This is a genomic window from Solirubrobacter pauli (assembly GCF_003633755.1).
Taxonomy (GTDB): Bacteria; Actinomycetota; Thermoleophilia; order Solirubrobacterales; family Solirubrobacteraceae; genus Solirubrobacter; species Solirubrobacter pauli.
Genome location: NZ_RBIL01000001.1, coordinates 2,234,650 through 2,254,350, shown reverse-complemented (window position 1 = coordinate 2,254,350; position 19,701 = coordinate 2,234,650). Strand labels below are relative to the sequence as shown.

Annotated in this window: 19 protein-coding genes; 4 read left to right on the top strand and 15 right to left on the bottom strand. The window is 71.2% G+C overall.

Annotated elements, in window-relative coordinates; genetic code table 11:
• Positions 1–7 precede the first annotated feature (7 nt).
• On the bottom strand, positions 8–736 hold the full coding sequence (locus tag C8N24_RS10590; RefSeq protein WP_121249998.1) for a rhomboid family intramembrane serine protease: 729 nt from the start codon (positions 734–736) through the stop codon (positions 8–10).
• 35 nt (positions 737–771) lie between these two features.
• Here C8N24_RS10590 and C8N24_RS10585 point away from each other — a divergent pair, with 35 nt between their 5' ends.
• Positions 772–1,749: an SIS domain-containing protein gene (locus C8N24_RS10585; protein WP_245971822.1), complete on the top strand. Its 978-nt coding sequence runs from the start codon at positions 772–774 to the stop codon at positions 1,747–1,749.
• Here C8N24_RS10585 and lipA read toward each other — a convergent pair.
• The 7 genes from lipA to C8N24_RS10550 all read right to left on the bottom strand — a co-directional run bounded on the left by lipA (position 1,739) and on the right by C8N24_RS10550 (position 10,122).
• Complete coding sequence (lipA, locus tag C8N24_RS10580; protein WP_245971821.1) at positions 1,739–2,734, bottom strand: lipoyl synthase; 996 nt, start codon at positions 2,732–2,734, stop codon at positions 1,739–1,741. The two genes, C8N24_RS10585 and lipA, sit on opposite strands and share 11 nt — an antisense overlap.
• Positions 2,731–3,513 carry an LLM class F420-dependent oxidoreductase gene (locus C8N24_RS10575; RefSeq protein ID WP_121249995.1) on the bottom strand — a complete coding sequence of 261 codons (783 nt, stop codon included), beginning with the start codon at positions 3,511–3,513 and terminating at the stop codon, positions 2,731–2,733. The genes lipA and C8N24_RS10575 overlap by 4 nt, the downstream gene beginning before the upstream one ends.
• Positions 3,514–4,197, bottom strand: a complete 684-nt coding sequence (gene lipB / locus C8N24_RS10570) for a lipoyl(octanoyl) transferase LipB (protein ID WP_170178993.1) — start codon at positions 4,195–4,197, stop codon at positions 3,514–3,516.
• A 16-nt stretch (positions 4,198–4,213) separates the two neighbouring features.
• The gene (locus tag C8N24_RS10565; protein ID WP_121249993.1) at positions 4,214–6,748 is read right to left on the bottom strand and encodes a putative bifunctional diguanylate cyclase/phosphodiesterase; all 2,535 of its coding nucleotides are present in this window, start codon (positions 6,746–6,748) and stop codon (positions 4,214–4,216) included.
• Positions 6,749–6,842: 94 nt separating this feature from the next.
• A complete protein-coding gene (locus tag C8N24_RS10560) occupies positions 6,843–8,177 on the bottom strand; it encodes a dihydrolipoamide acetyltransferase family protein (RefSeq protein WP_121253114.1) in 1,335 nt (444 codons plus the stop codon).
• Between the two features lie 22 nt (positions 8,178–8,199).
• Complete coding sequence (locus C8N24_RS10555) at positions 8,200–9,162, bottom strand: alpha-ketoacid dehydrogenase subunit beta (protein ID WP_121249992.1); 963 nt, start codon at positions 9,160–9,162, stop codon at positions 8,200–8,202.
• 3 nt (positions 9,163–9,165) lie between these two features.
• Positions 9,166–10,122, bottom strand: a complete 957-nt coding sequence (locus tag C8N24_RS10550) for a thiamine pyrophosphate-dependent dehydrogenase E1 component subunit alpha (protein ID WP_245971819.1) — start codon at positions 10,120–10,122, stop codon at positions 9,166–9,168.
• Positions 10,123–10,348: 226 nt separating this feature from the next.
• Here C8N24_RS10550 and C8N24_RS10545 point away from each other — a divergent pair, with 226 nt between their 5' ends.
• Entirely contained in the window at positions 10,349–10,921 is a 573-nt protein-coding gene (locus C8N24_RS10545; RefSeq protein WP_147447738.1) for a hypothetical protein, read from the top strand.
• A gap of 158 nt (positions 10,922–11,079) precedes the next feature.
• Here C8N24_RS10545 and C8N24_RS10540 read toward each other — a convergent pair whose 3' ends face one another.
• Genes C8N24_RS10540 through pdhA form a run of 4 tightly spaced genes read right to left on the bottom strand, consistent with a single transcriptional unit; the run spans position 11,080 to position 16,018 of the window.
• The gene (locus C8N24_RS10540; protein WP_121249989.1) at positions 11,080–12,441 is read right to left on the bottom strand and encodes a dihydrolipoamide acetyltransferase family protein; all 1,362 of its coding nucleotides are present in this window, start codon (positions 12,439–12,441) and stop codon (positions 11,080–11,082) included.
• A 12-nt stretch (positions 12,442–12,453) separates the two neighbouring features.
• Positions 12,454–14,082: a sensor histidine kinase gene (locus C8N24_RS10535; protein ID WP_121249988.1), complete on the bottom strand. Its 1,629-nt coding sequence runs from the start codon at positions 14,080–14,082 to the stop codon at positions 12,454–12,456.
• A gap of 21 nt (positions 14,083–14,103) precedes the next feature.
• On the bottom strand, positions 14,104–15,081 hold the full coding sequence (locus C8N24_RS10530; RefSeq protein ID WP_121249987.1) for an alpha-ketoacid dehydrogenase subunit beta: 978 nt from the start codon (positions 15,079–15,081) through the stop codon (positions 14,104–14,106).
• Entirely contained in the window at positions 15,074–16,018 is a 945-nt protein-coding gene (gene pdhA, locus C8N24_RS10525; RefSeq protein WP_121249986.1) for a pyruvate dehydrogenase (acetyl-transferring) E1 component subunit alpha, read from the bottom strand. The genes C8N24_RS10530 and pdhA overlap by 8 nt, the downstream gene beginning before the upstream one ends.
• Positions 16,019–16,093: 75 nt before the next feature.
• On the opposite strand from pdhA, the gene C8N24_RS10520 reads away from it, so the two are divergent.
• Together C8N24_RS10520 and C8N24_RS10515 are read left to right on the top strand one after the other, a co-directional pair.
• Positions 16,094–17,137 (top strand): zinc-dependent alcohol dehydrogenase family protein, encoded by a 1,044-nt coding sequence (locus C8N24_RS10520; protein WP_121249985.1) that lies wholly within the window; start codon positions 16,094–16,096, stop codon positions 17,135–17,137.
• Positions 17,138–17,156: 19 nt separating this feature from the next.
• Entirely contained in the window at positions 17,157–17,540 is a 384-nt protein-coding gene (locus tag C8N24_RS10515; protein ID WP_121249984.1) for an SRPBCC family protein, read from the top strand.
• A gap of 12 nt (positions 17,541–17,552) precedes the next feature.
• Here C8N24_RS10515 and C8N24_RS10510 read toward each other — a convergent pair whose 3' ends face one another.
• From C8N24_RS10510 to lpdA, 3 genes are read right to left on the bottom strand one after another with little or no spacing between them, the layout of a single operon-like run.
• On the bottom strand, positions 17,553–17,786 hold the full coding sequence (locus tag C8N24_RS10510; protein ID WP_147447737.1) for a hypothetical protein: 234 nt from the start codon (positions 17,784–17,786) through the stop codon (positions 17,553–17,555).
• The gene (locus C8N24_RS10505) at positions 17,783–18,322 is read right to left on the bottom strand and encodes a DsbA family protein (protein WP_121249982.1); all 540 of its coding nucleotides are present in this window, start codon (positions 18,320–18,322) and stop codon (positions 17,783–17,785) included. Before C8N24_RS10505 ends, C8N24_RS10510 begins: the two co-directional genes overlap by 4 nt.
• A gap of 3 nt (positions 18,323–18,325) precedes the next feature.
• On the bottom strand, positions 18,326–19,693 hold the full coding sequence (gene lpdA / locus C8N24_RS10500) for a dihydrolipoyl dehydrogenase (protein WP_121249981.1): 1,368 nt from the start codon (positions 19,691–19,693) through the stop codon (positions 18,326–18,328).
• Positions 19,694–19,701: the final 8 nt, after the last annotated feature.

The following is a 19,701-nucleotide window of genomic DNA, read 5'->3' as shown; positions in this document are numbered from 1 at the left end:
CGGAGCATCACCGTGTGTAGGAACGATGGATATCGCGTTCGGTGCGCTTTTTGCCCGCGAATAGACGAACGGCCAGGAGCCCGAACGCGAAGCCGCCGATGTGGGCGAAGTAGGCGACGCCGCCGTTCGCGTCCATCGAGGCCGACAGCACCTGCAGCAGGAACCACCCACCCAGCACCAGCAGCGCGGGCAGCTCGAGCAGGGTGAAGAAGAACACGATGAAGATCACGGTCACGACCCGGGCGCGCGGGAACAGCAGCGCGTAGCCGCCCAGGACGGCCGCGATCGCTCCAGAGGCCCCGAGGGTCGGCGTCGTCGAGTGCAGGTCGGTCGCGACGTGCAGCGCGAAGGCCGCGAGCCCGCCGAGCAGGTAGAAGACGACGAACTTGACGTGGCCCATGGCGTCCTCGACGTTGTTGCCGAAGATCCACAGGAAGAGCATGTTCCCGCCCAGGTGCAGCAGGCCGCCGTGCATGAACATGGCCGTGAACGGCGTCAGCCACGTCGGGGCGTCGTCGGTGCCGCACTGCGCGGGGAGCGCCTGCTTGTCGCCGAGCAGCTCGTCCGGCGTGGCCGCCCACTCGAGCAGGTTGCACTGGTAGTGGACGCTGCTCGGGTCCCCGAGCGAGAGCCCGCCCTTCTGCCAGAAGAAGTAGACGAGGATGTTCGCCGCGATGAAGGCGTACGTGACGTACGGCGTCCGTGACGTCGGGATGTTGTCGCGGAGCGGGAGCATCCGGCGGCGTACGGTAGCCGGTAGGGTCGGTCCCGATGCCAGGGTCCCAGATGCGTCGGGAGATGGCGGAGCAGCCCGAGGTTCTGGCGCGGCTGCTCTCGAGCCGGATTCCGGTTGATGTACAGCGGCCGGCGGGCGTGATCATCGTCGCGCGCGGCTCCTCCGACCACGCCGCGGTCTACGGCCGCTACCTGCTCGAGCTGGCGACGCGGCGCCCCGTCGCGCTGGCCGCGCCGAGCCTGTTCACGCGGTACGGCGCCCAGACGGACGCGAGCGGCTGGCTCGTGGTCGGCGTGTCGCAGTCGGGCAGGACGCCCGAGATCGTCGACGTCGTCGAGCGCCTGCGCGCGACCGGCGGCCGCGCGATCGCGATCACCAACGACGAGGGCTCACCGCTCGCCGAGGCGGCCGAGACCGTGATCGGCCTCGGCGCGGGGACCGAGCAGGCCGTCCCGGCCACCAAGACCTTCAGCGCGCAGATGGCGGCGTTCGCCGCGCTGGCCGCCGCCCTGGGCGACGTGCCGTGGGCCGAAGGCGACCTCGCGCGCGTGCCGGACGCGGTCGCGGGCGTGCTCGCCGACGGCGACGGCATCGCCACGCTCGCCGAGCGCTGGGCCGAGATCCACCAGCTCGTCGTCACCGCGCGCGGCTGGCTGTTCTCGGCCGCTCTGGAGACGGCGCTGAAGGTACGCGAGACCGCGCTCGTGTCCGCGCAGGGCTTCTCGGTCGCCGACTTCCTGCACGGGCCGATCGCGGCCGTGGACCCCGGCGCGCCCGTGCTCGCCCTGCGCGCCGACGGCCCCGCCGCGGCGGATGTGGACGAGGCCGTGGCCGCGCTCACCGAGCGCGGCGCGGACCTCCAGCTGCTGCCCCCGGTCGACGGCCTGCCCGAGGCGCTGGCGCCGATCGCGGCCTCCGTGCGCGGTCAGCAGCTCGCGCTCGAGCTCGCGCTGCGCAAGGGCCTGGACCCGGACGCGCCGCGCGGGCTGAACAAGGTGACGATCACGCGCTGAGCGCGGCGACCGGGCCGACGCCCGGGCGGTCCTGCTTGACGTGCTCGTCCGCGTGGTAGCTGGAGCGCACGAGCGGACCGGCCGCGACGTGCTCGAAGCCGAGGTCGTACGCGGCCTTCTCGAGCGCCTCGAACTCCTCGGGCGCCCAGTACCGGACGACCGGCAGGTGACGCTCGGTGGGGCGCAGGTACTGGCCGACGGTGAGGATCTGGACGCCGTTCTCACGCATCTCGCCGAACGCGTCCACGAGCTCCTCGTGCGTCTCGCCGAAGCCGACCATCAGGCCGGACTTGGTCGCGACCTCGCCCTCGCCCATCTCGGCGGCGTTGCGCAGCACGCGCAGCGAGCGCTTCCAGGTGGAGCCGCGGCGCGCGACCGGGTACAGGCGCGGCGCGACCTCGAGGTTGTGGTTGAAGACGTCGGGGCGCTCGGCGATGACGCGCGCGAGCGGCATCTCCTCGCCGCGGAAGTCCGGCGTGAGGCACTCGATCTTCGTGTGCGGCGCCTGCATGCGCACGGAGCGGATGACGCCGCACCAGACGGACGCGCCGTAGTCGGGCAGGTCGTCGCGGTCCACGCTCGTGATCACGGCGTGGCGCAGGTTCATGCGGGCGACCGAGCGGGCGACGCGCAGCGGCTCGAGCGGGTCGTTCCAGGTCGGCTTGCCGGTCTTGACGTTGCAGAACCCGCAGCGGCGCGTGCACGTGTCGCCGAGGATCATGAACGTCGCGGTGCCACGGTCCCAGCAGTCGCCGATGTTCGGGCAGGCCGCTTCCTTGCAGACGGTGTGCAGGCCCTCGTCGGCGATCGTCTTCGACAGCTCGCGGTAGGTCGCGCTGCCGGGGCGCGGGACCTTGAACCAGGAGGGCTTGCGCGAGCGGAAGGGCAGCACGTCCTCGCCGATGATCTTCCGGACGTCCATGCCGCCCGGGTTCGCGCGCGACCGGGTTTGATGGATGCGCAGTACCGGGGTCTCTTCGCTCACGTAATTGAGGGTATCGACGGTTGCGAAACGGAATCGAGGACGATCAGCGCGCGGTCCACGCCGGCGTCCGCGATGGTCTCCAGGGTTTCGGGCGTCGCGCCGTAGTAGGTCACGGGCACGCGGGATCCGGCGCGTTCGCGCAACGCCGTGACGCGCTCGGACAGCTCGCCGAGGTCCTTCATGTTCGGCATCCAGCCGTCGCCGTAGCGCAGGACGCGGTCCTCGACGCGCGGGCCGTTGCCGCCGACGAAGACGGGCGGCACGACCTCGGGCTTCGGCCACTGCCAGATCGGGTCGAAGTCGACGTGCTTGCCGTGGTAGGAGGCCTCGTCCTGCGTCCAGATCGCCTTCATGGCCTCGACCCGCTCGCGCATGCTGCCGTGGCGGGTGTCGGGATCGGTTCCGTGGTTGCGCATCTCCGGCTTGTTCCAGCCGGCGCCGACGCCGAACACGAAGCGCCCGCCGGACAGGTTCTGCAGCGACGTGATCTGCTTGGCGAGCACGATCGGGTCGTGCTGGATCACGAGGCACACGCTCGTGCCGACCACGAGCCGCTCCGTGGCGGCGGCCGCGAACGCGAGCGCCACGAACGGGTCGTGCGTGCGGCGGTAGTGCTCGGCCAGCGGCCCGCCCGCGCGGTCGACCATCCCGGCTGAAACCGGGATGTGCGTGTGCTCGGTGACCATCAGCGACTCGTAGCCCGCGGCCTCGAGCCGCTGGGCCAGCTCCGCCGGGTGCTGCACCTCGCCGGTAAGGAAGATCGCCGCGCCGACGTCCATCTACGCGAGCACCGGCGCCTCGATGCCCAGCCGGGCCGGCGAGACGATCCGCTGCCGGCGGCCGAACGCCTCGCAGAAGCGGAACGCCGCGCGCTTGCGGAAGCAGGCGAGGGACTCGTTCACGCCCTCGGCCGCGACCGACGTCATCTGCACCTCGGGCAGCCCGCAGGCCACGACCCAGCCGAACGGGTCCAGGTCGTTGGTCACGTTGACCGCGAAGCCGTGCGAGGACACGCCCTGGGAGATGTGCACGCCCACCGAGGCGATCTTCCTGTCGCCCACCCACACGCCGACGTGCTTGTGGCCGAGCTTGGTCTGCGCCTGCACGCCGGCGTCCGCCAGCGCGGCGACGAGCGCCTTCTCCATCGTGAGGATGTACTCGGGCACGCTGCTCACGCGCATGATCGGGTAGCCGACGAGCTGGCCGGGCCCGTGGTAGGTGAGCTGGCCGCCGCGCGGCGTCTGCACGACGTCGATCCCGCGCTCGGCGTAGAAGCTGTCCGGGAACGGCAGGTCCGAGGACTCGGTCCGGCGCGTGACGGTGTAGACCGGCGGGTGCTCCAGCAGCAGCATCAGCTCGGGCAGCTCACCCGCCTGGACCTGCTCGCGCAGTCGTTCCTGCAGCGTCGTCGCCTCGCGGTAGTCGACGCGGCCCAGATGCGTGACGAGCAGCTCGGAGGCCATCCTCCGAGCATAGACATCAGTGCACGGCGGCCAGCGAATCGGCGGCGCTGAGCGGCTTGGAGAAGAGGAAGCCCTGGCCATAGTGGCAGCCGAGCTCGCGCAGCGTGCGCCACTGCTCCTCCTCCTCGATGCCTTCGGCGACCACGTCGAGCGCGAGCGCCTGGCCGAGGCCGACGACCGCCGCGATCAGGTTCGGCTCGTCGCAGGCCAGGAAGGTGCGGTCGAGCTTGAGCACGTCGACGGGCAGGCGGCTGAGATAGCCGAGCGACGAGTAGCCCGTGCCGAAGTCGTCGAGGGCGAGCCGGACGCCGAGCGCCTTGAGCGCGGTGAGCTGCGCGACCGCGTGGCCCGTGTCCTCCATCACGATCGACTCGGTCAGCTCGAGCGTCAGGCGCCGTGGGTCGATCCCCTCGATCGCGGCGCGCACGTCGTAGACCAGCTCCGGGTCCTGCAGCTGCTTGGCCGACAGGTTCACGTTCATCCGGTAGAGGCTGCCGAGCGCGCGCAGGTGGCTCGTGGCCTCGAGCAGCGCCCACCGGCCCATCGGGACGATCAGCCCGGTCTCCTCGGCGATCGGGATGAAGTCGGCGGGGGAGATGAGCCCGCGCTCAGGGTGACGCCAGCGCATCAGCGCTTCGAAGCCGGTGGTCGCGCCGTCGACGAGGCGGACGACGGGCTGGTAGTGCAGCTCCAGCTCGCCCGCGTCGATCGCGCGCTGCAGGTCGGTGCGCAGCTCGAGGCGCGCGAGCACGTCGGCGTGCATGGCCGGCTCGAACAGCCGGTACCCGCCGTGCCCGTCGCGCTTGGCGTGGTACATCGCGGCGTCGGCGTCGCGCAGCAGGTCCTCGGCGTCGCGCGGGTCGGCGCCCTGGGCGACCGAGACGCCGAGGCTCGCGCGCAAGGTCAGCTCCCGCCCGCCGGTGCGGATCGGGGTCGCGAGCAGGTCGAGGATGCGCCGCGCGGCCTCGGCCGCGGCGTGGCTGTCGACGTCCTCGAGCAGCAGCGCGAACTCGTCACCGCCGAAGCGGGCGGCCGTGTCCACGCCGCGCACGCCGCCGTCGAGCCGGCGGCCGACCTCGACGAGGATCTCGTCGCCGGTGGCGTGGCCGAGCGAGTCGTTGACGAGCTTGAAGTCGTCGAGGTCGAGGAACAGCACGGCCAGCGTGTGGCCGCTGCGCCGCGCCTGGCTGATCGCCTGGCGCACGCGGCGGACGAACAGCTCCCGGTTCGCGAGCCCGGTGACGGGGTCGTGGAAGGCCTGGTGGGTCAGCTGCGCCTCGAACGCCCGGCGCTCGGTGACGTCGCGGGCGTTGAGCAGGATGCCGCCGACGTGCTGCTCCTCGGTGAGGTTCGTGAGGTGGACCTCGAAGACGCGCTGATCGCCGCGGAGGTCCACGAGCGTGCACTCGAACGGGGCCACGTCCTCGCCCTGCGCGGACGCCGCCAGCGCCGCGCGCACCCGCGTGCGGTCCTCGGGGATCAGGAAGGACGCGGTCAGCTCCGTGCCGAGGATCCGCGCGACGGACGGGCTGGCGTAGCTGACGCCCCCGCCCGGGTTGACGACGAGCAGCAGGTCGCGCGTGTTGCGGATGAGCGCCGCGAAGCGGTCCTCGCCGTGGCGGCGGTGCAGCTGGGCGGACAGCGTCCGCTCGCGGCGGGCCAGCCCGGTCATGCGCGCGATGACGAGCGCGAACAGGGCGAGCGACACGGCTTGGACCACGGCGTAGTCCCAGTCACCCTCGCGGAGGTCGTGCGTGAGGGAGAGCACCGGGGCGACGAGCGAGGCGCACGTGAGCAGGATCAGCCGTGTGCGGGTCAGCAGCACCTCACGGCGTGCGGGCGCCAGCTCGGCCAGGGTGCGCATCGACGGATGCAGGACCGCCGTGCCCCAGAGCACGAAGGAGACCATCCAGGCGACCAGGACCAGCGGGTCGTCGGCCGCCGTCTGCCCGCTGGCGGTCATCAGGCCGGTGGCGAAGTCCGACAGCAGCAGCCCGGAGACGCTGCCGACCAGCAGGTGGAACGCCGGGCCGCGACGGCCGCCGTCGAGCGCCAGCTGGACGATCCCGCCCAGCAGCAGCAGATCACCGACCGGGAAGCCGACGCGCACGATCGCGTCGACGAAGGTGAGGTCGCCCTCGTGCAAGGAGGGTGCGATCAGCACGATCCACGACGGCAGCGCGAGCCCGAGCGTGAGGATCAGCCCGTCGATCAGCGCACCGGCGCGGGCGCTGCGGGTGCGGTGGCGCACGAGCAGCACCACCCCGGCCAGCATCGGCGGGTAGAACGCGAAGTAGAAGACGTCGTCGAGGCCGAACCCCGGACCCTGTGGCATCAGGTCGCCGGTGAAGATCAGCAGCAGCGCCGCGGCCATCAGGCCCCACGCGAAGCGGGCGACGGGCCGGCCGAGGATCACCACGAGGAGCGTCGCGACGACCGTCACGGCTCCGAGCAGGCCGATGACGGCGTCGGCGTGCTGCAGCGGGCCCGGCGCGAGGTACAGCGCGATCGAGAGCAGGCCGAACGCCAGGTAGATGGCCCAACGGCTCATGCCCTTGGAGTCGGTCCGGGCGGCGGAACCTTGAGGGCCTGCCCCGCCCCGGGTGAGCCCGGGGCGGGTGTCCGTCAGACCATCTCTCTCTTGGCTATGTGATCGGCCAGGCTTCGAGCTTCTTGCGCAGCGCGCTCAGGAACTGCGCCGCGTACGCGCCGTCGAGGGCACGGTGGTCCCACGACATGCAGAGGTAGGTCATGCTGCGGATCGCGATCGAGTCGTTGCCGAGCTCGTCCGTGATCACGACCGGGCGCTTGACGACCGCTTCGGTGTCCAGGATGCCGACCTGCGGCAGGTTGATCACGGGCGTCGCCATGATCGAGCCGTAGCCGCCGGGGTTGGTGATCGTGAACGTGCCGCCGCTGACCTCGTCCGGCGTCAGCTGGTTGTTGCGGGCGCGGACGGCGATGTCCTTGATGCGCTTCGCCAAGCCCTCGACGCTCAGGTCCTGCGCGTCGCGGATGACCGGGACGATCAGGCCGCCGGAGCCGAGGCTGACCGCGATCCCGAGGTGCACCGCGTCGCTGTAGACGGTGTGCTGGCCGTCCTCGAGCGTCGCGTTGAGCTGCGGGAACTCGAGCAGCGTCTCGATCGTCGCGCGGGCCTGGAACGGCAGGTAGCTGAGCTTCGCCGCGGCGCGGGCCGCCTCGATCCGGCTCATGTCCGCCTCGGCGATGGTCGTGCACGTCGCCGCGGTCTGCAGCGACTCGACCATCCGCGAGCCGATCGCCTGGCGCATGCGCGAGAGCGGCTGGCCGCCCACCGGTGCGGGCGCCGCCGCGGGCGCCGGAGCGGCCGCGGCCTGGGCCGGGACCTCCTCGACGCGCTGCAGGCGCGGCCTGGGCTTGCGCTTGAGCGCGGGCTCGTCCGGCCGGTAGGGCGACTCGATGTGCATCGGCGGCTCTTCCGCGGCGGCGCCGCCGTTCTCCAGGAACGCCAGCACGTCCTTCTTGGAGACGCGCCCGCCACGGCCCGAGCCCTCGATCTGCGACAGGTCGAGGTTGTGCTCGGCCGCCATCCGCATCACCACGGGCGAGAAGCGGCGGTTGCCGCCGGCCGGCCGGGGCGGGCGGCGCTGGGTCGTGCCCTCGTAGTCGGCGGTCGTGTCGCCCGACAGCTCGCCGGCCTCGCCGGGCGCTTCCAGCGCGGCCGTGGCCTCGCCCGTGCCGGTGCCGTTCTCGGACGCGTGCGCCTCACCCGGCTTGGCGTCCGTGGCGATCTTGGCCATCACGACGCCCACGTCCACCGTGTCGCCGACGGCGACGATGATCTCGGCCACGCGGCCGGTCGCGGGCGACTCCACGTCGGTGTCGATCTTGTCCGTCGAGATCGAGCAGATGATCTCGTCGGCCTCGACCCAGTCGCCGACCTGCTTGTTCCACTCGACGACCGTGCCCTCGGCGACGGAGACGCCCATCTGGGGCATCGTCACGTCCACGTGCGTCGTGTCAGTACTCGAGGAGCTCACGGCACGCCTCCCTGACGTCGTCGACCTGCGGCAGCACGGACTGCTCGAGCGTGGGCGAGAACGGGATCGGCACGTCCGGCGTCGCGACGCGGACGACCGGGCCGTCGAGGTCCTCGAAGGCGCGCTCGGCGATGATCGCCGCCACCTGGGCGCCCGCGGCGCACATCTGGTTGGCCTCGTCGACGATCACGACCTTGCTCGTCTTGCGGACGCTCTTGAGGATCGCCTCCTCGTCGAGCGGGACGAGCGAGCGCAGGTCCAGCACCTCGACGGAGCCGTCGAGGTCCGCGGTGGCCTCGAGCGCGGTGTGGACCATCGCGCCGTAGGCGATCACCGTCAGGTCGGTGCCCTCGCGCGCGATCCGCGCCGTGAATGGGGTCTCGTAGGACCCGGTGGGCACGTCGCCCTTCACGCGGCGGTAGAGGTGCTTGTGCTCCATGAAGAGCACCGGGTTGGGGTCGCGCACGGCGCTGATCAGCAGGCCCTTCGCGTCCTCGGCGGTGCTCGGCGCGACGATCTTCAGGCCCGGCGCGTGCATGAACCACGCCTCCGGGTTCTGCGAGTGGTACGGGCCGCCGGAGAAGCCGCCGCCGGAGGGGAGGCGGACGGTGATGTTCACCGACAGGCCCATCCGGTAGTACGTCTTGCCGGCGACGTTGACCAGCTGGTCGAAGCCGCAGGAGACGAAGTCGGAGAACTGCATCTCCGCGATCGGGCGCAGGCCCTCGACGGCCGAGCCGATCGCGCAGCCGATGATCGCCGACTCGGCGAGCGGCGTGTCCATCACGCGCTTGGGGCCGAACTCGTCGATGAACCCGTCGGTCACCTTGAAGGCGCCCCCGAAGGTCCCGATGTCCTCGCCCATGAGGAACACGCGCTCGTCGGCGCGCATCTCCTCGCGCATGGCGTCGGAGATCGCCTGCAGGTAGGTCATGGTGGGCATGGGCTAGCTCCGGAAGCCCGACCAGGGGCCGTTGCCGTCTTCGAGCAGGGCCGGCTCGTCGGCGAACAGGCCGTCGAGCACGGTCTCGGGGTCAGGCTGCGGGGACTGCAGCGCGCGCTCCACGGCCGCCTCGATCTCGGCCTTGACGCTGTCGCGCACGGCTTGCGTGTCGACGCCGAGCGCCTCGAGGCGCCGCACCTGGCGGTCGATCGGGTCCTTCGCGCGCCACTCCTCGACCTGGGCGGTCGGGACGTACTTCATGTCGTCGTGCGCGGCGTGGCCGTGCATGCGCATGGTCACGGCCTCGACGAGCGTCGGGCCCTCGCCGGCGATCGCGCGCTCGCGGGCGGCACGGACGACCTCGAACATCGCCTCGGGGTCGTTGCCGTCGGCGCTGACGCCCGGGAAGCCGTAGGCGGCGGCGCGCTCGATCGGGTTGACCGCGAACTGCTGGTCCAGCGGCGTGGAGTACGCGTACTGGTTGTTCTCGAGGATGAAGATCACCGGCAGCTTCTGCACGCCGGCCCAGTTCATGGCCTCGTGGAAGTCGCCGCGGGAGGTCGAGCCGTCGCCGAACCAGGTGATCGCGCAGCGCTCCTCGCCGCGCAGCTTGAACGCCATCGCCATGCCGGTGGCGATCAGCATCATGTCCGGGAGCATCGAGACCATGCCGACGCAGCCCTTCGTGCGGTCCCCGAAGTGGACGTTGCCGTCGCGGCCGCGGGTGATGCCGTCGGCCCGCCCCATGTACTGGGCGAAGATCCGCCACGGCTCGACGCCGCGGATGATGTGGGCGGCGAGATCACGGTGAAGGATGCACAGGCGGTCCTGGGCGGCCATCGCCCACGTCGCCCCGGCGGACACGGCCTCTTGGCCGAACCCGTCGTAGAAGCTCCCTGGCACCTTGCCCTGCCGGTAGAGCGTCATCGCGCGTTCTTCGATCCCCCGCATCATCAGCATCGCGCGCAGCAGACCGGTTCGGTCCTCTGTCGTGAGATGCTCGGTTACGTCGGGGGGAACTTCGGTTCGGGCCGTCTCGGTGGCCATCTGGCGTGTCTCTCCTTCGCGATTTCTGTGCGCCGCCCCAGGATCGCCAAGGCACGCGCCGTCCCGGATGAACGGGATCTCCGTCGCTGTCCGGTCACTGGTGAGCCTACGGCATGGCGGGTTATCGTTGACGGCGACGATGGTCGAGTCCATCCGGTTGCGGCGGCTGCGCTGGCGATTGCGCGGCGCCTGGCAATGGCCCACATTCGCCATGGCCACGGCGCTCGACGCGGTGCTCGTGGCCCGGCTCCCGTTCCAAGGAACGGGCGGGGACGCCGTGGGCGCGGTCCTGCTCGTCGGGTTCATGAACCTGCTCGCCGTGGCGGTCGTCGCACCGTTCCTCGGCCTCGCGCTGCGCCGGCGCCGTCGTGACCTGCCGTTCATCATCGCCCGCGACTACGCCGGCACGGCGCTGCTCGTCGCGATCACCGCCGCGCTGCTGGTCGGCGGGGTCGCGCACCGCTCCGCGCGCCTCGGCCAAGAGCGCGACCGCGCGGCCGTCTTCCTCGCCGTGCACGACTACGTGCTGCGCGAGGAGCCCGACTTCGCCGGCGGCCTCGCCACGATGGACACCCGCCAGATGGAGGACGAGCGCTACCGCGCCTGCGTCTATCGCGCGGGCGAGCGCCACCCGATCTGCTTCTTCGTCAACACCGACCAGTCGCCCGCCGGCCTGGTCCGCGACACCGAGCGCCTGCCGAACCGAAGTTAAAGTGCCAGGCGCTTTATGTTGACTGGACGAACGTCCGATTTTGCGGGAATCGACGTTCGGGCATCTTCTTCTCGCTCGACTTGGTCGTCGGTCCCCCCTGACCCGACGAGCGGGGCCCTCGCCGTCTGACCGCGGCGAGGGCTACGAGCCTCTCCCGGCTAGAGGGCGAGACGCAGCGGCGTCTCGAGGTACTCGCGGATGCGGCCCAGGAACTCGGCGGCCTCGGCGCCGTAGAGGATCCGGTGGTCGCAGGTGAGCGTGAGCTCCATGATCGAGCGGATCACGACCTCGCCGTCGCGCACGACCGGCCGCGGCGTGAGCTCGCCAACGGCGAGGATCGCGGCCTGCGGCGGGTTGATGACGGCCACGAAGCGCTTGATGCCGTACATGCCGAGGTTGGAGATCGTGAACGTGCCGGCCGAGAGCTCGGGCGGCGTGATCTTGCCGTCACGCACGCGCTCGGCGAGCTTGCACGCCTCCTCGGCGATCTGGCCCAGGCCCTTCTTGTCGGCGTCGAACACAGTCGGCACGACGAGCGCGTCCTGGCCGGCGACCGCGACGCCGACGTTCACGCGCGAGTACTGCTCGAACTGCCCGTCGCGGTAGGCGCCGTTCGCGCGCGGGAAGTCCTTGAGCGCGAGCGCGGCGGCCTTGATCACGAAGTCGTTGAACGACGGCGCGGGCGCGTCGCCGGCGACGGCCTTGAGCTGCTGGCGGAGCGTGACCGCCTCTTCCATGTCGACCTCGACCGTCATCACGAAGTCCGGCGCGGTGGCCTTGGACTCCGCCATCCGCCGCGCGACCGTGCGCTGCAGGCGGTTGAGCTCCACGTAGTCGATGTCGCCGCGGCCCTGGTCGGAGGGACGCTTCTTGGGCGCCTCCTCCTCGGCCTGCGGCTCCGCCTCGGGCTCGGGCTGCGCCTCGGTCTGCTCGACGTCGGCCTTGACGATCCGGCCGCCGGGGCCGCTGCCCTCGATCGTCGACAGGTCGATGCCCTGCTCCTGCGCGATCCGACGCGCGATCGGAGACGCCTTGACGCGGCCGTCGGCCTCGCCCGGCTCAGGCTCCTCGGCTTCGGGCTCCTCCGGCTCGTCCTCGGCCTCGTCGTCCGGCTCGTCCTCGGCCTCGTCGTCGTCCGGCTCGTCCTCGCCCGCGTCCTCCTCGGCCTCGGGCTCCGGCTCCTCGTCTGCTGCCTCCTCCTCGGAGGCTTCGTCGGCCGCGCCCTCGTCGCCCTGCTCGTCGGCCTCTTCCTCGGCCTCGGGCTGCTCGTCCTCGTCGGACGAGCCGCCGCCCTCGCCGAGCCGGCAGATCGTCTCGCCGACCGCGAGCGTGTCGCCCTCCTGGGCCACGATCTCGAGCGTCCCGGCCTCGTCGGCCTCGTAGGTCATGTTGGCCTTGTCGGTCTCGATCTCGACGAGCTCTTCGCCCTTGGAGACGTCATCTCCGTCGGACTTCAGCCACTTGAGGATGGTCCCCTCTTCCATCGAGTCCGACAGGCGGGGCATGGCGACGTCTCCCATAGGACCCCAGTATTACCCGGACGGCAAGGTGAACCGGAAGACGGTGCCGCCGCCCTCGCGCCCGTCGACCCAGATGCGGCCGCCGTGGCGCTCGACGATCTTGCGGCAGACCGCCAGGCCGATGCCGGTGCCCTCGTAGGCCTCGCGGTCGTGCAGTCGCTGGAACATCTCGAACACGTGCTCGCGCTTGGAGGGCGCGATGCCGATGCCGCCGTCCGCAACCGCGATCTGCGTCATCCCGTGCGCCTCGCCCTCCGCGTAGACCCACACGCGCGCGCGCCCGTCGCCGTTGAACTTGAGCGCGTTGGCGACGAGGTTCTGCAGCAGCTGCTCGAGCTGGCCGCGGTTGCCCATCACCGTGGGCAGGTCGCCGATCTCGATCTCGGCGCCGGAGTCGACCATCGCCACCGCGAGCGAGCGCAGCACGTCCGCGGTCACCAGCGACAGCGAGACCGGCTCGGCCGGCTCCTCGCTGCGCCCGGCGCGCGAGTACTCGAGCAGGCCCTCGATCAGCTGGCGCATGCGCGCCGCGCCGTCGACCGCGTACTCGATGAACTCGTCCGCGTCCTGGTCGAGCTTGCCGTGGTAGCGGCGGCGCAGCAGGCCGAGGTAGCTGGACACCATCCGCAGCGGCTCGGACAGGTCGTGCGAGGCGATGTAGGCGAACTGCGAGAGCTCGGTGTTGGAGCGCTCGAGCGCCTCCGCGGCCTCGCGCTCCTCGGTGACATCGGTGAAGGAGACGACGATCGTGTACGGCGGCTCGCGGTCGGTCTCGACGGCGCGCGTGGAGATCGACAGCCAGCGCGTCTCCTTCTGCCTGCGCCGCAGGCCCGCGACGACCGCCACCTGCGGCTGCCCGGTCATCGAGGTGATGATCAGCGGCGTCTCGCGCAGCGGCAACGGCCGGCCGTCCACGTCGACGAACGACCACTCGCCGTTGACGCCGTACCCCGAGATCACCTCCGTCGGGTCCATGCCGAGGATCCGCGACGCGCTCGGGTTGGCCGTGACCATCGTCCCGCCCCGGTCGATCATCACGACGCCCTCCTCGAGCGTCTCGACGAGTGACCGGAAGGCCTCGCGGTCACGCGCGGACGCGCGCCAGGTCGCGAGGCACACCAGCGACAGCGCGGCGATGAACGCCGAGTGCACGGCCGCCCAGCGCCAGGGCGAGTTCGCCTCGTCGTAGTCGACGATCTCCGCGGTGATCGTCTGCTGGATGCCGACGTACAGCACGGCGGTGGCGAACGGCAGCCAGTCCTCGTACAGCGACAGCGCCGCGACCATCACGAAGAAGTGGAAGTACGCCTGGATCAGGCCGCCGGTGATGTGGACGATCAGCGCGCTGCACGAGAGCAGGCCGATGGTCACGATCAGCGACTGCACGCGCCGGCTGCCGCGCCGCAGCTGGGCGATCACCGCGAAGAACGTCGGCGTGAAGAGGTCCAGCGCCGCCTGGTCGATCCCCTGGTCGAACAGCAGCGTGATGATCGGGATGGCGACGACGTGCGCCCACAGCAGCCACCGCAGCCCGCGCTGGCGGGACTGCCACTCCGCCTCGGGCAACGACCGGCCGTGCGGTAGGACGGCACCGAGGTGCCGCGCCGCGTCCTTCAGTCCGCGCTCGCCGGGAGTGCTCAACGCGCGGACAGGTTAGTTGTCTCAGACCATCGAACGCACGCGCTCGACGATCTGCTCCGCGTGCGGGAACGCGAGCTGCTCGAGCGGCTTGGAGTACGGCATCGGCAGGTCGGCGCCGGTGACCCGCTGGATCGGCGCGTCCAGGTAGTCGAACGCCTGCTCCTGGATGAGCGCCGCGAGGTTGGCGCCGACGCCGCCGTGCGGCCAGCCCTCCTCGACGATCACGCACCGGTTCGTCTTGCGGACCGACTCCAGGATCGTCGGCAGGTCGAGCGGGCGCAGCGTGCGCGGGTCGATCACCTCGGCGGCGATGTCGTGCTCGTCCGCCAGGGTCTCCGCGGCCTGCTGGGCGGTGATCGCCATCCGCGAGATGCCGACGATCGTCACGTCCTCGCCTTCGCGGCGGATCGCGGCCTGGCCGAAGTCGACGAGGTGGTCGGCGTCCTCGGGCACCTCGCCCTTGGCCCCGTACAGCGACTCGTGCTCGATGAAGACGACCGGGTTGTCGTCGCGGATCGCGGCCTTCAACAGGCCCTTGGCGTCGGCCGGCGTGGACGGGACCGCGAGCAGGATGCCCGGCACGTGCAGGTAGAGCGCCTCGAGGCAGTGCGAATGCGTGGGACCGAGCTGATGGCCGGCGCCCTGCGGCATCCGCACGACCATCGGCACCTTGACCTGCCCGTTGAACATGTAGGGGATCGCGGCCATGTGGTTGACGATCTGGTCCAGCGCGAGCAGGCTGAAGTTGACCGTCATCAGCTCGACGACCGGCCGCAACCCGGTCATCGCGGCGCCCACGCCGACGCCGACGATCGTGTTCTCCGAGATCGGCGTGTCCCGCACGCGCTGGTCCCCGAACGCCTCCAACAGGCCCTGGGTGACCTTGAACGCGCCCTGGAAGACGCCGATGTCCTCGCCGATGATGAAGACGCGGTCGTCGCGCTCCATCTCCTCGCGCAGCGCCTGGTTGAGCGCCTCCCGGTACCGGAGCTCAGGCATACAGGTGGTCCTGCATCGACTCGGGCGTGGGGAAGTCGGACTCCTCCGCGAACTCGACGGCCGCGTCGATGCGCGTGCCGATCTCCTCGTCGAGCGCGTCGAGGTCGACGTCCTCGAGCTTGGCGGCGAAGTTCTTGATCGGGTCGTGCTGCTCCCGCCACTCCTTGACCTCATCCTTCTCGCGGTACTCCTCCGGGTCCGCCATCGAGTGCCCGGCGAAGCGGTACGTGACCGCCTCCACGAGGATCGGCGTGCGGTCGGTGCGGGCGCGCTCGATCGCCTCGCTCATGACCTCGTACGTGTCGCCGACGTCCATCCCGTCGCAGCGCAGGCCGGGCACGCCGAAGCCCTCGCCGCGCTTGTGCAGGTCGGTCTGCGCCGTGTGCCGCTCCAGCGCCGTCCCCATGCCGAACTGGTTGTTGGTGACCATGAAGACGACCGGGAGCTTCCACAGCGCGGCGAGGTTGAGCGTCTCGCCGAACGTGCCCTGGTTGGCGGCGCCGTCGCCGAACACGCAGACGGTGACCTCGTCGGTCTCCCGGTAGTCGCTGCTGAGCGCGATCCCTGCCGCGAGCGGCAGGTTGCCGCCGACGATCCCGTAGCCGCCCATGAAGCGCCGCTCGCCGTCGAACATGTGCATCGAGCCGCCGCGGCCACCGCTGACGCCGGTCGCCTTGCCGAACAGCTCCGCCATCACGCGCTTGGGGTCGGTCCCGCGCGCGATCGCGTGCCCGTGCGACCGGTACGTGGAGATCAGGTAGTCGTCGTCGCGCATCGCCCGCACGGCGCCGACGATCGTCGCCTCCTCACCGATCGCGAGGTGCAGGAACCCGCCGACCTTGTTCTTCGCGTACATCGCGCCCGCGCGCTCCTCGAAGCGCCGGATCAGCAGCATCGCCTGGAGCCACTCACGCGCCGCGTCGAGCCCATCCGCCATGCCGTCCCCATACCCATGCAGCGGCGCGGTAACGCGACGGCCTGAACATGGCGGGCGAGCCACCAAGGGGGAGTGATGAAGGCATTGGTGTTCGGCGGGCCGGGGCAGCGCTCGTGGGACGAGGTCGACGATCCGGGCATCCAGGACCCGACCGACGTGATCGTCAAGGTCGACACGACCACGATCTGCGGCACCGACCTGCACATCCTCAAAGGGGACGTGCCGGCCGTGACCGAGGGGCGGATCCTCGGGCACGAAGCGGTGGGCACGGTCGTCGAGACCGGCGCCGCCGTGTCGTCGCTGAAGCAGGGTGACCGGGTGCTCGTGCCCGCCATCACGTCGTGCGGCCGCTGCGGGCCGTGCAAGGCGGGGATGGCGGCGCACTGCGACGCCGTCGGCGGGATCGGCTGGATCTTCGGGCACCTGATCGACGGCGTGCAGGCCGAGTACGCGCGCGTGCCCTACGCCGAGACCTCGGTGCACGTGGTGCCCGAGGGCGTCTCGGACGAGCAGGTGCTGTTCCTCGCCGACATCCTGCCGACGGGCTACGAGATCGGCGTCCAGAACGGGCGCGTGCAGCCGGGGGACACGGTGGCGGTCGTCGGCGCCGGCCCGGTCGGGCTGGCGGCGATGATGACCGGCGCGATCGCCGGCGCCGGGCGGATCATCGCCGTCGACATGGAGACCTCGCGGCTGCGCCACGCCGAGCGCTTCGGCGCGACGCACACCGTGCTGGGTGGCGAGAACGCCGAGCAGGAGATCCTCGCGATCACCGACGGCGCGGGCGTGGACGTGGCGATGGAGGCCGTGGGCATCCCCGCGACGTTCGACCTGTGCACGCGGATCGTGCGGCCGGGCGGTGTCGTCGCGAACATCGGCGTGCACGGCGCCCCGACCACGCTCCACCTCGAGGACCTGTGGATCAAGAACATCACGATCACCACCGGCCTCGTGAGCGGCACGACGATCCCGACGCTGCTCAAGCTCGCGCGCGACGGGAAGATGGAGGCGGAGAAGCTCGGCACGCACGAGTTCGCGCTCGACCGGATCGAGGACGCGTACGACGTCTTCGCGGCGGCGGGCGAACATGACGCGCTCAAGGTGGTCCTGCGCGCCTGAGCGGGGGTAGCCCAAAAGCATGCGGACTTGGACGGCTGACTCGGCGGCGCCGGCGCCGATCGCGTGGGCGCTGATGGCGCGCCCGGCCACGTGGTCGGCGTGGGCACCGCACGTCCGCGGTGCCTGGGGACTCGGCTCGCCGGAGGTCCGCCAGGGTGCGGTCGGCGCCGCGCGCCTGTTCGGCGTGATCCCGGTGCCCGCGAAGATCACGGCCAAGTCCGAGCGCTCCTGGACCTGGCAGGTCGGCCCGGCCGAGATGACCCACCGGGTGGTCGAGCAGGGCACCGGCAGCCTCGTCGCCGTCGACCTGCGCGCGCCCGGCCCGCTGGAAGGCGCGATCGCCGCGACCTACGGCCCGGTCATCCAGACGATGATCGACCGCCTCGCACGGGTCGCGGAGTGAGGCGATCGAACGCTAGGTCTCGTAGCGGCGCCAGCGCGCGATGAACTCCTCGGCCTCGAGCTGCGCGAGGTCGGCGCGGAGGGCGCGGGCGAGCTTGCCGGTGTCGCGCGGGCGGGTGTCCCAGAAGAGGATCGTCTCGCCCGTGTCGATCTCCACGACCTCGACCTGCTCGAGCTTGTCGGACGGGCGGAAGAAGCGGCCCTGGCGGTGGACGATCAGCTCGTAAGCGCGGTTGGCGCGCATCATGCCGCCGGGATCGCACGGTCGCCGGCGAGCACCTGGCCGTCGACCCAGATGGCGGGCACGGCGTCGACGCCGTCGGCCGCGGCACGCGCGTGCGCGTCCTCGAGCGCACGCGCCGTGGACGCCAGCTCGACGCCCTTGATCACGGCCTGCGGGTGCATCTCGCACGCGGCGGCGGCGAGCAGCACGTTGTCGCGCTCGCCCAGGTCACGGCCGGCGGCGAACGCCTGGCGCAGGGCGGCGAGCGCGAACGCAACGCCCCGTCCGATGCCCTTCGCGTAGGTGGCGGCGAGCGTCGCCCACGTCAGCTCGTCGGCCGGGAACGGCTCCGGCCAGCGGAGCGGCAGCACGCCGAGCGCCGCCGCCCGGCGCTCGACGTCCTCGCGGTAGGAGGCGACCTCCTCCGCGCAGCGGAACGCCGGCGGGCCGAAGCTCACCGGGATCCACTCCGGGACCTCGCCCACCGCGTGGAGCGCTCGTTCGGCGACGAGGTAGCTCTCGGGGGAGGCGAGGTCGTAATAGAAGCGGGGTTGGCCCACGGCCTAGCCGTGGATCAACCAGCCGTCCGCGGCGCGGGCGGCCTCCATCACGCCTTCCGACAGGGTCGGATGGCCGTGGACGATGCGCGCGACCTCGGCGTAGCCGCCCTCGAGCGCCTTGGCGTTCACCAGCTCCTGGATCAGCTCGGTGGCCTTCGCGCCCACGATGTGGCCGCCGACCAGCTCGCCGTACTTCTTGTCGCCGATGATCTTGATCACGCCGGTGCGGTCGCCGTAGACCGTGCCCGCGCCGACCGCGCCGTACTGGAGCTTGCCGACGACGACGTCCATGCCGGCGTCGCGGGCCTGCTGCTCGGTGAGGCCGAAGCTCGCCACGTTCGGCGTGCAGAACGTCGCGCGCGGGATGTCCACGTACTCGATCGGGTGCGTCTTGAGCCCCGCGGCGTCCTCGACGGCGATGACGCCCTCGTCGGACGCCTTGTGCGCGAGGGCGGGACCGGGGACGAGGTCGCCGATCGCGTAGATCTTGTCGACCGACGTGCGCAGCGCGCCGTCGACCTCGATCAGGCCGCGGTCGGTGAGCTTGATGCCGGCCTTGTCGAGCCCGAGCGCCTCGACGTCCGGCCCGCGGCCGGCGGCGATGATCAGGTACTCGACCTCGTCGGAGTTGTCGCCGTACGTGAACGTGACCTTGTCGTCGTGCGACTGGACGTTCTCGACCGGCACGCCGAGGCTGATCTTGATGTTCTGCTTGGCGAGCTGGCGGCCGGCGACCTTGGAGATGTCCGCGTCCTCCGTCGGGAGCACGCGGTCCAGCATCTCGAACAGCAGGACCTCGGTCCCGAGGCGCCCATAAGCCGAGGCGATCTCGGAGCCGGACGCGCCCGCGCCGAGCACGGCGATCTTCTTCGGCAGCGTCTCGAGCGCCCACGCTTCCTCGGTGCCGATCACGCGGCCGCCGAACCGGGTGCCGGGGACGGGCTTGGGCACGGAGCCGGTGGCGAGGATGATCGCCTTCGAGGCCTGGTAGACCTCGTCGCCGACCTTCACGCCACCGTCGGCGAGCGAGCCCTCGCCCTCGATGACGTCGATCTTGTTCTTCTTCATCAGGCCGGCCACGCCGCCGGTGAGGGTCTTGACGACCTTCTCACGGCGCACGGAGACCTTGGAGAAGTCGACCTCGCGGCTGGGGACGTCGATGCCGAACTCGTCGGCCTCGTCGATCTCGGAGAGGATGTCCGCGACGCGCAGGACGGCCTTGGCCGGGATGCAGGCGTAGTTCAGGCAACGCCCACCGACTTTGTCCTTCTCCACCACGGCGGTCTTCATCCCGAGCTGGGCGGCACGGATCGCGGCGACATACCCACCCGGCCCGGAGCCGATGACGATGCAGTCATATTGCTCAGGCATAAGTGGCG

Excerpts from the sequence above, each read along its gene's own strand:
- C8N24_RS10590 (WP_121249998.1), bottom strand. The coding sequence starts at position 736 with ATGCTCCCGCTCCGCGACAACATCCCGACGTCACGGACGCCGTACGTC.
- C8N24_RS10585 (WP_245971822.1), top strand. The coding sequence starts at position 772 with ATGCCAGGGTCCCAGATGCGTCGGGAGATGGCGGAGCAGCCCGAGGTT.
- C8N24_RS10575 (WP_121249995.1), bottom strand. The coding sequence starts at position 3,513 with ATGGACGTCGGCGCGGCGATCTTCCTTACCGGCGAGGTGCAGCACCCG.
- lipB (WP_170178993.1), bottom strand. The coding sequence starts at position 4,197 with ATGGCCTCCGAGCTGCTCGTCACGCATCTGGGCCGCGTCGACTACCGC.
- C8N24_RS10565 (WP_121249993.1), bottom strand. The coding sequence starts at position 6,748 with ATGAGCCGTTGGGCCATCTACCTGGCGTTCGGCCTGCTCTCGATCGCG.
- C8N24_RS10560 (WP_121253114.1), bottom strand. The coding sequence starts at position 8,177 with ATGCCCCAGATGGGCGTCTCCGTCGCCGAGGGCACGGTCGTCGAGTGG.
- C8N24_RS10555 (WP_121249992.1), bottom strand. The coding sequence starts at position 9,162 with ATGCCCACCATGACCTACCTGCAGGCGATCTCCGACGCCATGCGCGAG.
- C8N24_RS10550 (WP_245971819.1), bottom strand. The coding sequence starts at position 10,122 with ATGCTGATGATGCGGGGGATCGAAGAACGCGCGATGACGCTCTACCGG.
- C8N24_RS10545 (WP_147447738.1), top strand. The coding sequence starts at position 10,349 with ATGGTCGAGTCCATCCGGTTGCGGCGGCTGCGCTGGCGATTGCGCGGC.
- C8N24_RS10540 (WP_121249989.1), bottom strand. The coding sequence starts at position 12,441 with ATGGGAGACGTCGCCATGCCCCGCCTGTCGGACTCGATGGAAGAGGGG.
- C8N24_RS10530 (WP_121249987.1), bottom strand. The coding sequence starts at position 15,081 with ATGCCTGAGCTCCGGTACCGGGAGGCGCTCAACCAGGCGCTGCGCGAG.
- pdhA (WP_121249986.1), bottom strand. The coding sequence starts at position 16,018 with ATGGCGGATGGGCTCGACGCGGCGCGTGAGTGGCTCCAGGCGATGCTG.
- C8N24_RS10520 (WP_121249985.1), top strand. The coding sequence starts at position 16,094 with ATGAAGGCATTGGTGTTCGGCGGGCCGGGGCAGCGCTCGTGGGACGAG.
- C8N24_RS10515 (WP_121249984.1), top strand. The coding sequence starts at position 17,157 with ATGCGGACTTGGACGGCTGACTCGGCGGCGCCGGCGCCGATCGCGTGG.
- C8N24_RS10510 (WP_147447737.1), bottom strand. The coding sequence starts at position 17,786 with ATGATGCGCGCCAACCGCGCTTACGAGCTGATCGTCCACCGCCAGGGC.
- lpdA (WP_121249981.1), bottom strand. The coding sequence starts at position 19,693 with ATGCCTGAGCAATATGACTGCATCGTCATCGGCTCCGGGCCGGGTGGG.